Source organism: Ruegeria sp. BC1 (assembly GCF_056539305.1).
Genome location: NZ_JBQFUT010000001.1, coordinates 275,114 through 289,334 on the forward strand (window position 1 = coordinate 275,114; position 14,221 = coordinate 289,334).

At 54.5% G+C, this 14,221-nt stretch carries 9 protein-coding genes, 1 tRNA gene and 2 pseudogenes; 7 read left to right on the forward strand and 5 right to left on the reverse strand.

All coding sequences use genetic code 11. The features are described from left to right. Window positions 1-86: 86 nt before the first annotated feature. Window positions 87-176, forward strand: a tRNA-Ser gene (locus ACR0IY_RS01325). A 192-nt stretch (window positions 177-368) separates the two neighbouring features. Here the strand turns inward: ACR0IY_RS01325 and ACR0IY_RS01330 are convergent. Beyond that, window positions 369-1,682: a GH1 family beta-glucosidase gene (locus tag ACR0IY_RS01330; protein WP_480669985.1), complete on the reverse strand. Its 1,314-nt coding sequence runs from the start codon at window positions 1,680-1,682 to the stop codon at window positions 369-371. A gap of 2 nt (window positions 1,683-1,684) precedes the next feature. Further along, on the reverse strand, window positions 1,685-2,716 hold the full coding sequence (locus ACR0IY_RS01335; protein WP_480669986.1) for a LacI family DNA-binding transcriptional regulator: 1,032 nt from the start codon (window positions 2,714-2,716) through the stop codon (window positions 1,685-1,687). Between the two features lie 209 nt (window positions 2,717-2,925). Between ACR0IY_RS01335 and ACR0IY_RS01340 the strand changes: the two genes are divergently transcribed. The 6 genes and pseudogenes from ACR0IY_RS01340 to ACR0IY_RS01365 all read left to right on the forward strand — a co-directional run. Then, a complete protein-coding gene (locus ACR0IY_RS01340; protein WP_480669988.1) occupies window positions 2,926-4,284 on the forward strand; it encodes an ABC transporter substrate-binding protein in 1,359 nt (452 codons plus the stop codon). Window positions 4,285-4,339: 55 nt separating this feature from the next. After that, window positions 4,340-5,347 (forward strand): carbohydrate ABC transporter permease, encoded by a 1,008-nt coding sequence (locus tag ACR0IY_RS01345; RefSeq protein WP_480669990.1) that lies wholly within the window; start codon window positions 4,340-4,342, stop codon window positions 5,345-5,347. 3 nt (window positions 5,348-5,350) lie between these two features. After that, window positions 5,351-6,499: a carbohydrate ABC transporter permease gene (locus tag ACR0IY_RS01350; RefSeq protein ID WP_480669992.1), complete on the forward strand. Its 1,149-nt coding sequence runs from the start codon at window positions 5,351-5,353 to the stop codon at window positions 6,497-6,499. A 9-nt stretch (window positions 6,500-6,508) separates the two neighbouring features. After that, window positions 6,509-8,164 (forward strand): alpha-amylase family glycosyl hydrolase, encoded by a 1,656-nt coding sequence (locus ACR0IY_RS01355; RefSeq protein WP_480669994.1) that lies wholly within the window; start codon window positions 6,509-6,511, stop codon window positions 8,162-8,164. A 3-nt stretch (window positions 8,165-8,167) separates the two neighbouring features. Continuing rightward, the gene (locus ACR0IY_RS01360; protein ID WP_480669996.1) at window positions 8,168-9,253 is read left to right on the forward strand and encodes an ABC transporter ATP-binding protein; all 1,086 of its coding nucleotides are present in this window, start codon (window positions 8,168-8,170) and stop codon (window positions 9,251-9,253) included. 45 nt (window positions 9,254-9,298) lie between these two features. Next, window positions 9,299-9,532, forward strand: a pseudogene (locus tag ACR0IY_RS01365) (hypothetical protein); the annotation flags it as partial. A gap of 298 nt (window positions 9,533-9,830) precedes the next feature. On the opposite strand, the gene ACR0IY_RS01370 reads toward ACR0IY_RS01365, so the two are convergent. The 3 genes and pseudogenes from ACR0IY_RS01370 to ACR0IY_RS01380 form a co-directional block, all read right to left on the reverse strand. Further along, window positions 9,831-10,001 carry a hypothetical protein gene (locus ACR0IY_RS01370; RefSeq protein WP_480669998.1) on the reverse strand — a complete coding sequence of 57 codons (171 nt, stop codon included), beginning with the start codon at window positions 9,999-10,001 and terminating at the stop codon, window positions 9,831-9,833. 29 nt (window positions 10,002-10,030) lie between these two features. Next, window positions 10,031-13,123, reverse strand: coding sequence for an efflux RND transporter permease subunit (locus ACR0IY_RS01375; RefSeq protein WP_480670000.1), 3,093 nt, complete (start codon window positions 13,121-13,123; stop codon window positions 10,031-10,033). Further along, window positions 13,123-14,220, reverse strand: a pseudogene (locus ACR0IY_RS01380) (efflux RND transporter periplasmic adaptor subunit). The gene ACR0IY_RS01375 and the pseudogene ACR0IY_RS01380 overlap by 1 nt, the downstream one beginning before the upstream one ends. Between the last annotated feature and the right edge of the window lies 1 nt (window position 14,221).

Here is a 14,221-nt window from a genome sequence, read left to right on the forward strand (position 1 = left end):
GTGCTTGAGGTAACCGCGAAAGGTTGAATTTTCGCTTTATTCGCCTCTTGCAAATCCTTTGGGGATGGTCCAAATATCGCGCCCACGGAGAGGTGGCCGAGTGGTCGAAGGCGCACGCCTGGAAAGTGTGTAGGCGGGAAACCGTCTCCAGGGTTCGAATCCCTGTCTCTCCGCCACACACCCGAATTATTATGCGACGTTGATGCAGACCTTACAGCTTGTGCCGTTGTTTCGGGGACGGGCGCCGTAGCCTTTCTCTCAGAGATGCCGCTCGGACACAGTATTTGTTCGTATCCCCGCTGCGTACCTGTACGGCTAAATCCGTTGGAATACCGCTTCTGACAGTACACTCAACGTCAACTGATAGCTTAGTCGCTTGTGGCCAGCATTTTTTGACAGGCGAAGTAAGAAGCTTTTGGCGTTCGCTTCATAGACTCGAAATCTACGTCAACTAGGCCGAAGCGTTTTTCATACCCTAGTGCCCATTCGTAATTGTCCAGCAGGGACCAAACAAAGTACCCCTTGACCGGAACACCTTGCTTCAAGGCTACCTGAACCGCCGACAAGTGCTGATCCAAATAGTCGATGCGGTCATCATCTTGTTGACGCTCTGGGCTAGCCATGCCGTTTTCAGTTACATGTATCGGCAGTTCGCCGGTGTATTCGCGCGCTGTTCGGATCAAAAATCGGCTCAAAGCGGCAGGATCGATTTCCCACCCCATTTGGGTCTTGGGCAAGGGGCCCGGAACTTCGATAAGGCTGGGCCAGGCAGTTTTCGAAGGGGCGATCAGTTTACGGGTATAAAAATTCAGTCCACACCAGTCGACTGGAGTGCCTATGACATCGAAATCCTCGTGCCAACCGGGCGGGAGGTGCTGTTCGAGCCCTTCGAGTACGTTCTGAGGATAGGCTTTCTTGAACACACCACCCAGAAAGAACCGATTGTAAATGCCGTCATACAGAGCGGCCGCATTCTGCGCTTTCGGAGTGTTGTCGGCGGGTTCGGCCCATTCTAAATTAAAGACGCCGCCAAGATTGGACATGCCCAACCCTCGCATCGCCTGAATCGCTTGGCCGTGGGCCAGCAGAACATGATGCATGGCGCGAGCTGTGGCTCGTATATCCCGAAGCCCAGGGGCGTGGTGCCCTTCGAAATGGCTCAGCCAGCTGACACACCACGGCTCATTGATCGGAGCAACGCTAAACATCCGGTCGCCAATCCGTCCCATGATGATCTCGGTGAAATCGGCAAACCAACCAGCGATATCCCGATTGCGCCATCCACCCAGGTCGGCCAAGGTTGATGGCAGTTCCCAGTGATAAAGCGTGGCGCACGGGCGGATGCCCCGCGCCAATAGTGCATCAGTCAAGCGATCGTAGTAGTCCAGACCAGCCTGATTGACCGGTCCACGCCCCTCGGGCATCACACGCGCCCAGCTGGTTGAGAAGCGATAACAATCAAACCCTGCGTCGTGTACAAGATCGAGATCCTGTTCAAAACGATTTAAATGATCACAGGCCAGATCTCCGTTTTCATTCCGCACCACATTTCCTGGGGTCGCTGCAAATGTATCCCAATGTGTCGATCCGGCACCGCCTTGGGCGTGCCCTTCGATCTGATAAGCCGAGGTAGCAACTCCAAACAGGAAATCATTGGGAAAATCGCTGCGTGTATGCTTCATTTTCAGAACCTGTTTGGCGCGGGGCCTGTTGAATTGCCTACAACCAGTTCCGCCTCAAGCAATCTGGTTTTGACCGGGTCGTCAGGTGATTTGATCCGCTCGATCAACATCTCGGCGGCCAGCTCTCCTGCATGCCGTACAGAGGATCGCGTAGCAGTGAAAATGGGGACATCCTGTCCATTTCTCAGATAGGAGAGGTCATCATCGTGTGCGATAACTGAGACATCCCGGCCTATCCGCAGTCCCGCTTCGTCCAACGCCCGACGGACACCAATCGCTGAAATCATCGACGACGCCAGAATGGCCGTCGGAGGATTGTCCATTTGCAGCATGTCACGGGTTTCATGGTGGCCGTAAACTTCGGTCATCTCTGCACTACGCATCAACTGTGAATCCGGGGTCAAGCCCGCCTGTTCCAGCGCTTGCAGGTATCCGTCGCGACGTCGTTGCGCGAAATCCATATCCTCAAGCCCATTGATCAGGGCAATTTGGCGATGACCCAGGTCGATCAGGAACTGCGTGGCGCGTCGAAAGGAGCTTTTGTTGTTCACATCGATCCAATCATAATCCGCATCTACGCCGGTCGAACGACCGTGCACGATAAAGGGCACCGCCATACGGTTCAGAAGACTGATACGATGCTCGTTGACCTTGGGGCCCTGCAATACGACGCCGTCCACTGCTCCGCGTTGAAACAGGCTGCGATAGGCGCCTTCAATCGAGGTGTCATCAGCGGTTGTGAACATCATGTCATAGCCATGCGCAGAATATGTGCGCGCAGCACCGGCAACAAAGTCACCAAAGATCGGATTTACCATCTCGTGCTGGGACGAGCTGGGAATCACGTGCCCGATCACCATAGATTTACCCGTCGCAAGACCTTTGGCCCGGCTGTTAGGTCGATAGCCGTGTTTGGCGGCTGCAGCCTGAATGCGAACCCGAGTCTCTTCTCTTACTTCGGGATATCCGTTCAGCGCGCGGCTGACCGTTGTCTGTGAAAGGCCGAGTATTTTCGATAGCTGTTTCAGATTCATGGTCTTTCCAAAGCGCCTACAAATTTTGGCTGTATCCAGTTGTGTGGGCAAATTAGATGGTGGTCAACCAAATTTTATTGGCTGCTTAATATTTGAGAATTGGTGATGTTGTCATTGACAGATGACGAATGTTAGCGGATAAACTCAAAATTCAAAGCGCTTTGAAAACTAGGCTCTCAAGGCGCGAGGGAACATTGGGAGGAAAATCCATGAAAAACGCGCTCTATGTAGGTGCGGCGACGTTTGCGTTGATGGCGGGTGCGGCTCATGCGCAGGGTGAGCTGATCCACGCGACCGGTGAGGGCAGCTTTGATTGGGACGGCTTTCAGGCTTTCGCAGATGCCCATGACCTAAGTGGTCAGGACCTTACGATTTTTGGCCCTTGGCTGGCGGGCGAGGGAAAGTCATTCGAAAATCTAGTGGCCTATTTCGATCAGGCGACCGGGGTAAATTCCAGCTATGTAGGCTCGGATTCCCTTGAACAGCAAATTCTGATCGATGCCGCGGCGGGCTCGGCACCGAACCTGACGGTCTTTCCTCAGCCAGGTCTTGCCGCGAACATGGCCAGGAACGGATATTTGACGCCGCTGGCGGATGGTTCGGCAGATTGGATCAAGGATAATTTCGCTGCCGGTCAATCCTGGGTTGATCTAGGCACGTTTCAGAACGTCGAGGGTGCGGCCGATTTCTACGGTTTTTTCTTCAATGTGAATGTGAAGTCTCTGGTCTGGTATATCCCCGAGAATTTCGAGGACTTTGGTTATGAAGTCCCGCAAACCATGGAAGAGTTCAAGGCTCTGATGGACCAGATGGTCGAGGATGGTGAGACGCCGCTTTGTGTTGGTCTCGCTTCTGGTGGTGCAACTGGCTGGCCCGCGACCGACTGGGTCGAAGACTTGATGCTGCGCACTCAGCCGCCTGAAGTCTATGACCAATGGGTGTCGAATGAGATGAAATTCGATGACCCACGTGTAATCGCGGCGATTGAGGAATATGGCAGCTTTACCCGCAATGACGACTACGTCGTGGGCGATGCCGATGACACCGCCGCGATCGACTTCCGCGACAGCCCAAAGGGTCTGTTCGACAGCCCGCCTGCCTGCATGATGCACCGTCAGGCGTCATTTATTCCCGCTTATTTCCCGGAAGGTACCGAACTGGGGGTAGATGCCGATTTCTTCTACTTTCCCGCCTATGCCGAGAAGGACCTTGGAACCCCGGTTCTGGGTGCGGGCACATTGTTCACGATCACGAACCCAAGCCCCGCGGCTGAAGTGTTCATGGAGTTTCTCAAGACGCCTTTCGCGCATGAAATCATGATGTCTCAGGATGGGTTCCTGACACCGCATCTGGGGGCAAATCCCGAGAATTACGCCAACGACACCCAGCGAGGGCAGGGCGAAATTCTAACCAACGCTACTACGTTCCGCTTTGACGGGTCCGACCTGATGCCAGGCGCGGTGGGTGCCGGGACGTTCTGGACCGGTATGGTCGATTATTCCTCGGGTGCGAAGGATGCGGCAACTGTTGCAGGCGAAATCCAGTCTTCGTGGGATGCTGCAAAGTGATTGATGGTAGGGGCGGCCCTGTCGTCGCCCCATTTTCCAAACCGACGAGGGCATCATGACACCGGCACTTCAGGGCCTGCTGACCATCATAATCGGTGTGTCGGGTTGCGTGGGCTACTTCTTCCTCTCGAACCAGTTTCTCGACAAAGTCCTGTTCCCGCCACGCGGGCCGAACGCAGGGCGCAACATCAATCGCGCAAACATGATCCGGCCCTGGCTGTTTCTGTTTCCCGCATTGGCGGCGCTTGGCCTGTATCTGGCCTATCCGGTGGTTGAAACCCTGCGCCTATCACTCACGGAGCGCGTTCCCGGCGGCGGGTACAGATGGGTTGGCTTGGACAATTACACCCAGATGGCGGCAGAACCAAAGTTCTGGGAGGCCATGCGCAACAACATGTTTTGGCTGATAATTGTGCCCGCGATGTCCACTGCTTTCGGTCTGTTGGTTGCGCAACTGACCGACCGTATCCGTTGGGGTAATTTTGCCAAATCGCTGATTTTCATGCCGATGGCGATTTCGTTCGTGGGTGCTTCGGTCATCTGGAAGCTGGTCTATGACGCAAGACCAGCAGAACAAGACCAGATCGGCATTCTGAACGCGCTTTATATCTTCTTTGGCGGGACCGAGCCGCAGACTTGGCTGACCGTTCCGTTCTGGAACAGCTTCTTCCTGATGATCGTTCTGATCTGGATCCAAACTGGGTTTGCGATGGTGATCCTGTCGGCCGCCCTGCGTGGCATTCCTGAGGAAACTATTGAGGCCGCCATTTTGGACGGCGCAAACCCTTTTCAGATATTCTTCAAGATAAAAGTGCCTCAGATCAAGACAACCATTCTGGTCGTTTGGACCACAATCACTATAACCGTTCTGAAGGTCTTCGACATCGTTTTCGCCATGACCAATGGCCAATGGGAGACCCAGGTTCTGGCCAACTACATGTATGACAAGCTGTTTCGCGCCAACGACTGGGGGGTGGGTTCGGCCTCGGCCATGGTGATCATGCTGCTGGTGACACCGATCCTGATCTGGAACGTGCGCAATGCGCGAAAGGAGATGGAGTAAGCCATGAGCGATATTGCAGGAACCAAACCGGCGCTGCGCTGGGTCGTACACGCCTCTGTCATCCTCTTGGTGTTGCTGTGGATCATTCCAACGCTTGGCTTGTTGATTTCGTCTTTCCGAACGGCAGATCAGATTTCTGGCAGCGGTTGGTGGCGATCTCTTTTCCCGTCCGAGCAGAACCTCACACTGAGAAGCGCGGCACCCGAAACTCAGGTTCTGGAAAACGACGTGTACGTGATCGAAGGGAAGCTTTTCGGGGATGACGAGCAGGTGAAGATCTCAAACTGGGGCATCAGTGCGCGCGATGTTGACGCCTATGCACCCGGAGACACCGCCGAACTGCGCAAAGGTGGCACGATCACCGTGGATGCAGATGGCAATTACAGGATGGAGAACACCGAAGAGTTCACCGGTAACCGCGGTGTGCGCGTGTTTGTCACCGCCAAGTTGCCTGCGGAATTCACGCTCGAAAACTACAACACGGTTTTGTTTAGCGACAGTGGCGACGACAATATGGCCAAGGCGTTCTTCAACACGCTGACAGTCACTATCCCCGCGACCATCATACCGATCCTTGTCGCAGCCTTTGCAGCTTACGCTTTGGCATGGATGGAATTTCCGGGTCGGGCCTTGCTGATCGCAGCGGTGGTTGGCCTGTTGGTTGTCCCGCTGCAATTGGCGCTAATTCCGCTGCTGAAATTCCACCTGAATATTGGGATTGGGAAAGGATATCTTGGCGTCTGGCTGGCCCATACGGGCTTTGGCATGCCTCTCGCAATTTATCTGTTGCGCAACTACATGGCCGGGCTGCCCCGAGATCTAATCGAGAATGCCCGCGTGGATGGCGCGACTGAGTTTCAAATATTCACCAAACTGATCTTGCCACTCAGCTTTCCGGCGCTCGCGTCTTTCGCGATCTTCCAGTTCCTTTGGACGTGGAACGATCTTCTGGTGGCCAAGGTTTTCCTGATTGATGCCACCGGCCAAACCACCGTGATGACCAACCGCATCGTCGAATTGTTGGGCACACGCGGCGGCAACTGGGAGATTCTGGCGACCGCGGCCTTTGTGTCGATCTTCGTACCGTTGGTCGTCTTCTTCGCAATGCAAAAATATCTGGTTCGTGGCCTGCTGGCCGGATCCGTCAAATAGAGGCGTCTGATGAACGTGCAGAACACAGTAGAACTATCTAAGTCAACTAAAGCGAAGCCGGAGTGGTGGCGCGGTGGTGTGATCTATCAGATTTATCCGCGTAGCTTTCAAGACAGCAATGGTGACGGGATCGGGGATCTGAAAGGGATCACCCAACGTCTGGGCTATATCGCTGATCTGGGGGTCGATGCGATCTGGATTTCGCCGTTCTTCAGATCTCCGATGAAAGACTTCGGCTATGATGTGAGCGACTACCGCGACGTTGATCCAATGTTCGGGTCGTTAGAGGACTTTCGCGAGTTACTTGAAGAGGCCCATAACAAGGGTCTCAAGGTGATGATCGATCTTGTGTTGTCGCACACATCGGACCAGCACCCTTGGTTTGGTGAAAGCCGCGCCAGCCGGGACAACTCAAAATCCGACTGGTATATTTGGGCTGATCCGAAACCGGACGGCACACCGCCCAACAACTGGTTGTCGATCTTTGGTGGTTCCGCCTGGCAGTGGGAACCCCGACGCTTGCAGTATTACATGCACAACTTTCTGACCTCACAGCCAGATCTAAATTTTCACAGTGTCGAAGTGCAAGACGCACTGCTGGACGTGGCTAGGTTCTGGTTGGAAATGGGCGTTGACGGCTTCCGTCTGGACACGATCAACTTCTATTTCCACGACAAACAACTGCGGGACAATCCGGCTCTTCCAATCGAGGAGCGCAACGCGTCAATTGCACCTGCAGTAAACCCGTATAACCATCAGGACCATCACTATTCCAAAAGCCAGCCCGAGAATATCGCTTTCCTTGAAAGGCTGCGGGCGCTGACCGACGCATTTGAAGACCGTGCCTGTCTGGGTGAAGTCGGCGATGCGCAGCGCGGGCTAGAGATCATGGGCGAGTACACTTCCGGCGATAAGCGGATGCATATGTGCTATGCTTTCGAGTTCCTGGAAAAACGCGCGTTGACGGCACCTTATGCAAAGCACGTTTTTGATCAGCTTGAGGAAAAGGCAGGCGATGCCTGGCCGTGCTGGGCCTTCTCGAACCATGATGTTGAGCGTCATGCCTCGCGCTGGGATTTGGACGACGCGGCAGTTCGTCAGTATGTGGTTCTGATGATGTGCTTGCGCGGTTCGGCCTGTCTTTACCAAGGAGAGGAACTGGGCCTGCATGAGGCGGAAGTTCCATTTGAGAAACTGCAAGACCCCTACGGCGTTGAGTTTTGGCCCGAGTTCAAGGGGCGCGACGGATGTCGAACGCCGATGGTCTGGACGACCCAGGACGAGCATTCGGGCTTCAGTACCGGTGAACCATGGCTGCCGGTCAGCTCGGCTCAAACGGAAAGAGCCGTCGATAGGCTAGAGGGGGACGGCCAATCGATGCTGCACCATTATCGCCGCGCGATTGAACTGCGGCATACCCACCCGGCACTAACCGTTGGTACGCAGTCGGAGATGACCCAAGTCGGCCCCGTCTTGACCTTCCAACGCGAAAACACGGCTGAAAGGGTGTTTTGCGCTTTTAACTTAGGAACGGAAATTAAGCAGGTCGGTCTGCCCAATGGCGATTGGCGGGTCATTGGACAGGAACTCGGCGGCATCGATGGTGCGGGAAGCGTAACGTTGCACCCGGCACAGTTTTGTCTGATGGCAATGGACAAGGGGTAAACCATGTCGGAACTCAAACTCACGGATGTGGCGAAATCCTATGGTCCGGTCGATGTTCTGAAACATATCGATCTGGACATCGAAAAGGGTGAATTGATCGTCTTTGTCGGCCCATCAGGTTGCGGTAAATCTACCTTGTTGCGGATGATTGCCGGGCTGGAAAGCATCACTGGCGGCACGTTAGAGATCGAGGGGCAGGTCATGAATGATGTGCCGCCCGCCCAGCGGGGCATTGCCATGGTGTTTCAGTCTTACGCGCTCTACCCGCATTTGACCGTGCGCGAGAACATGGCATTCGCGCTTAAGATCGCCAAGTTGCCTGCGGCCGAGATCGATGCAGCCGTCGAGCGTGCTGCGCAGACCCTTCAACTGGATCCGCTTCTGGACCGTCTGCCCAAAGCCCTATCTGGCGGGCAGCGCCAGCGAGTCGCCATTGGGCGCGCTATCGTTCGGGACCCGAAAGTCTACCTGTTCGATGAGCCGCTCTCGAACCTCGATGCTGCGCTGCGCGTTGCGACCCGGATTGAGATTGCGCGCCTGAAAGAGGCGATGCCCGAAAGCACCATGATCTACGTGACTCACGATCAGGTCGAAGCGATGACATTGGCCAGTAGGATCGTTGTTCTGGCCAATAAGGGTATCGCACAAATCGGTACGCCTCTGGAACTTTATGAGACGCCGGACAACGAATTTGTGGCACAGTTCATCGGCTCGCCAGCAATGAACTTGCTGCCTGGTAAAATTACAGAAACCGGGGAACAAACCTCTGTCCAACTTGATGCGGGCGGAACGGCCATTTCATCCATTGCGACCGATCCGGAACATCTGGGTTTGCAGGTCAACATTGGTGTTCGACCTGAGGATTTTTTTGCCGACGAGGACTCCGGGTTCCTGAACGGCCAGGTCGATTTTATCGAGGCCTTAGGTGAAGTCACTTTGCTGTATATTGCAAACACGCCTGGCGCTGAGAATATTGTAGCCAAGTTTCCCGGTGTCGAACGGAACCTGCGTGGTCAGTCCGTCAAACTGAATGCGGATTCGAGCAAAATACATCTGTTTCACAACGGCCTGTCGATGCGGAAAGGGTGATTGAGCCATTCCGCTTGGTGCGAAAAGAAGCAATAGGCGGCTTAGTGGTTAAACAGCCGTATTGAGAAGTCTCAACTAACGTACCTACTCAAAGGGCTCGCGATACAACGTTTCAAGCGCGGGTGAATTTTACAGAAACTCGCCTCCGTCCGGTCCTCCGTCTACAACCACTCCACCCAGAAAAGGTCACTAGCCAGCAGAGACACCTTCAAGCTGACACGCACCGCCGCTTTCGCCGAGTGGCGTGAGCATCAAGGACGGCAATACAGGCCTAGTTGAAACTGCTTCGAATTTGTCTGACAGCACGGCCGCCACACTTGCATGTCGATGAAAATAGATTTGATGCCCGGATTATCTGGATGTTTTTAGGAATTTGAACCGTTACGGCGCACCGCGACGCAATCTAACAACGGTCTTTTGCTGCAATCTCGCTCTGCGCTGTATAGTACTGAAAAGCCTGACCAAAAGCGAAGAAACGCTTGGGTAGGGTGTTGAGCCAAGAGCTTCCAGCGGGTCCAATGCAACCTCCGGCAGCTGTTCTCAGACCGGAATTGATCAACCAAAGCTCATTTTGGGTTTAATTTGGGGTTTCACCAAAGTGACCCCCAAAGAATGCCATCATTGCCAACAATACCCCAATCAATATTGCGATCACAAAAAGCGCTCCGCTGCCTTTTGCGTAGTATCCCAGTGAGAGGAGGCCAACCACGAAGATACCGACCAGAAAAAACAGTACTGTGTTGTCCAATTTTTTTCCCTCTCTAAATAAAGGCTGGTTCAAACGGCCTTTGACGACGGGTGAATTCTGTTCAATGTGGCGAACAAAACTGGGACTAATATCATAGTGAGCATTGTGCCCACGGTCAGCCCGCCCATAATTGTGACGGCTAGTCCCACCCAAAATACGTCCGGCAGCAGCGGGATAACGCCCAGAACGGTTGTCGCCGCAGCCAGTACGACGGGGCGAAGCCTTGACGCACCGGCGTTCAATACCGCGTCGTAACTCGGCTGACCTTCAGCCAAATTGTCGTTGATCTGATCAATCAAGACGATTGCGTTTTTAATCATCATGCCAGCTAGGCTCATACCTCCGAGCAATGCAACAAACCCGAACGGTGTGTTCGTTAGGAGCAAACTTGGCACAATGCCAATGAGAACAAAGGGAACAGTCAGGAAAATGACCAGCGGTCTGCGGTATGAGTTGAACAGGCCGACCACGATAAGTGCCATGATCGAAAACGCGGGGATCATTCCCGGGATCAACGAGGCCTGCGCCGAAACGGTATCCTCGTACTCCCCGCCCCATTCCATGCTATATCCCGTTGGTAGATCCGCTTCCAAAGCTTCAAAATCCTCCAGTACCGCCGCGCGGTAGCTTGGTAATGTGACGCTGTCGATTGGATTGGCCTGGACAGTCAGAACACGGCGTCGGTCGCGCCGATTGATTGTTGGATCTTCCGGTTGAACATTCACGCTGCGAACGACCTGCGCCAATGGGACCGGCTCTACCGAAAACGGTGACTGCAGTTGCAGCAGTTCAAAGTTGTCGACGGCGGCTACGTCTTCCGCGCCGGGTCGGACGATAATCGGCAGCAATTCGTCACCTTCGCGGTAGAGGCCGACCGAACGCCCGTCAAACGCACGCTTTGTTGTGTTGCCGAGGTCTTCGTAGGTAATGCCCGTCCATCGCGCACGATCCTGATCGTAGTCAGGTACGGTTTTCAGAACGCGATTGCGCCAGTCTGTTCGCGCTACTTTGGTCCACTGTTGCTGATCCAGAATCGCGACGGCCCTGTCTCCGATTTCGCGTAAAGTCTCTGGATCGGCATTTGCCGGGCCAATGATACGGTTCTCAAACGCCCATGTGTTGCTGGGGCCGACCCCAAACTGACGCGTGAACGAGGTTGCCTCTGGCATATTGGCTGATATCCAAAGTGAGATTTCCTTGGTCATTTCAGGAATGTCCCGGTAGTCCTCGACGTTGACAATTACTTGCGCGTAAGACGGGTTGGTGCCTTCCGGGTCAACCGGCAGGTAGAAACGCGGTGGCCCGGCGCCGATGAAGCTGGCAATGCCTGTAACACGGTCATCCATTCCCACCCGTTCTTCAATGCGTGTGATGGCTTCGGCGACAGTTTCGATCCGTGTCCCCTCTGGTGCGTAATAGTCGATCATGTATTTGGTCATGGACGAGGTTGGGAAAAACAGCTGCGTGACAGAGCCAAAGCCGACTCCTGCAATGACCAAGGCGCCCACGGCCACCCCGATCGTCAGGTACCGAGCTCTTATCGCGGCGGCTAAGAAGCGGCGGTAAATGGCATAAAATCCTGTGTCGAAATTTTCGCTGGTTTCACCCTTTGGTTCAGGCAACATAGCGACGCATTGCAAGGGCGTGACCGTCATCGACAAGAGCCAGCTCACCAGAAGTGCAAGGCCAACGACCGAGAAAAGGGTACGGCAATATTCTCCCGCGCTCTCCACCGACGCAAATATCGGGTAGAAAGCCATCACCGCTACGAAGGTGGCCCCGAGCAATGACATCGCCGGGCGGGTGGCCGCGTCGATCGCAGCTTTTGCACGGTCCATTCCCTGAGACATCCGAACCATTGCGCCGTCTGCAACGACAATCGAGTTGTCGACCATCATGCCAAGCGCAATGATCAATGCACCCAGAGACATGCGTTGAAGATCAATCCCCAGCATCGCCAGGGGAATAAAGGTAGCAAGGATCGTTAAGATCAATCCGCTGCCGATGATGATCCCCATTCGAACGCCCATCGCCAAAGTTAAAACGACTAAAACGATGGCAACGGCCTGACCAAGGCTGATCAAAAAACTGCTGACCGCTAGGTTCACGTCGTCTGATTGCCAATGAACCCGCTCAACCTCGATGCCGATGGGCAGGCCAGCGATCAGTTCCGAAACTTTCGCGTCCACAGCCTCCCCAACGCTGACGACGTTGACGCCAGATTGAAACGATATTGCCAATCCAATGGACGGCAGACCGTTATGGCGCATCATGGTCGTCGGAGGATCGGCGTAGCCTTCCTTTACTTCCACGATTTCGCCAAGGCGAAGCAATTCTGGACCTCGGCCTTGACCGGATTGGACCTGATCCAGACTGCTTGGCCGTACAACCAAGTTCGCGATGTCGTTGGGACTGGTAAAGGTTCCGCTTGGCGCAATACGCATGCGATAGTCGCCAATATTGACCCGTCCAGCATCAACAATGGCGTTCTGCGTTTGCAAGGTGTTCAGAATGGTCTGAGCTGAAACCCCCAACGCGGCGAGCGCTTCTTCGCGTGTTTCAAGGTAGATGACCCGGTCACGCTCTCCCCAAAGATCGACGCGCCCGACACCGTCGATCAATGACAGCTCTCGTTTGAAGTCCTCTGCGAACTCATCAAGTTCCTGCGCCGAGAAACCGTCAGACGTCATTGCCAGCAAAAGGCCAAAAACATCGCCGAAATCATCATTGATCGCCGGGCGGCCTGCGCCCGGTGGTAACTGGGTTTCCACGTCTCTGACTTTTCGGCGTAGCGTATCCCAGATTTGGGGCAATTCATCCGACCAATAGTTCGGACGGATTTCGACCTTGATGGTCGATACACCGGCCCTGCTTTCGCTTGAGATGTAGTCGATCTCCTTGATCTCTTGCAGCTTCAGCTCAATCCGCTCCGTGACTTCCTGTTCAACCTCTTCCGGGCTGGCACCGGGGTAGGGGGTGGTCACGACAGCAGTTTTGATGGTGAATTCAGGGTCTTCCAACTGACCAAGGCTGAAGAACGCGGAAATGCCGCCCAAAGTGAGCATGACAACAGTGAACCAAACGAATTTGGCGTTGCGGATCGAAAACGCAGCGAGGCCCATTACTCCGCATCCTCAGAAAGCAACGAAACTTTCTGACCCTCTCGGAGTGAATTTGCTCCGGCGGTGACGACTACGTCGCCGAATTCCAAACCTTCGCTAACGGCAACCCCTTGGGAACGCGGTGTTCCAAGCGCAACTTTTCGTGCGCTTACGGTTTGTGTCCCGGCATCAAACACCCAGACATGCGGGTCAGTTGCCCCTTCGGGCACAAAAACTGCACTGGCCGGAACCATTATTGCGTCAAACGGCTCGTACCCTTCTTTTGGTTTGCCGCGGACTCGACCGGCCATGCCGGGTAGAACAAGCGCATCTTCAGGCTGCTGCATGATCAACGTGACTGGGAAGGTTCTGGTCGTCGCTGAAGCCTCTGACCCGATCTCACTGATGTCCGCTGGTAAAACCACGTCTCCCAACGCATCGAAGGTGACAGTTATGTCCTCGACATGTGGGATCAGAGAGATGTAGCGCTCGGGGATATCAATAACCACTTCAATATGCTCAGCATCCAGAATTCACAAAACAGGGCTTTGTGCGGCGACCTCCTCAAAGTCTTCGATATATTTGGCAACCACGCGACCATCAAAAGGTACTGCGAGGCTTGTGTAAGTCAGGTCCAGCGTCGCCCTGTCCAGCGCGCCCTGCACGGAATTTATTGCCGCCTGTGCCGACGTCTCGCCAGCCACAAACCGATCAAGCGTGGCCTGTGCGGCAACATCTTTCTCAACCAGAGAACGTTGCCGGTCCGTTTGCAGTTTCGCATTTTCGAACGTTGCCTGAGCGCTTTCAAGCTCGGCGGTAAGACGGTCAACCTCGGCTTGGTACGGGGCAGGGTCCAGGGCCGCGACAACATCGCCTTTGACTACTAGATCGCCGACCTGCACATCTACGCCGACTACGTTGCCCGGCACACGAAAGGCCAAAGACACTTCTCGGGCGGCTCTGGCTGTGCCAACGAAGTATCGATCATGCAAGCTTGAGAGGTCGGAAATCTCGGTTGCCCTTACTGGACGGACCACGGGATCGGCGGCTTGTTCTTCTTTTTCCCAGCATCCCGCAAGCGACATGAAGGCAAACAATCCAACGGTTATTCTTTTCATT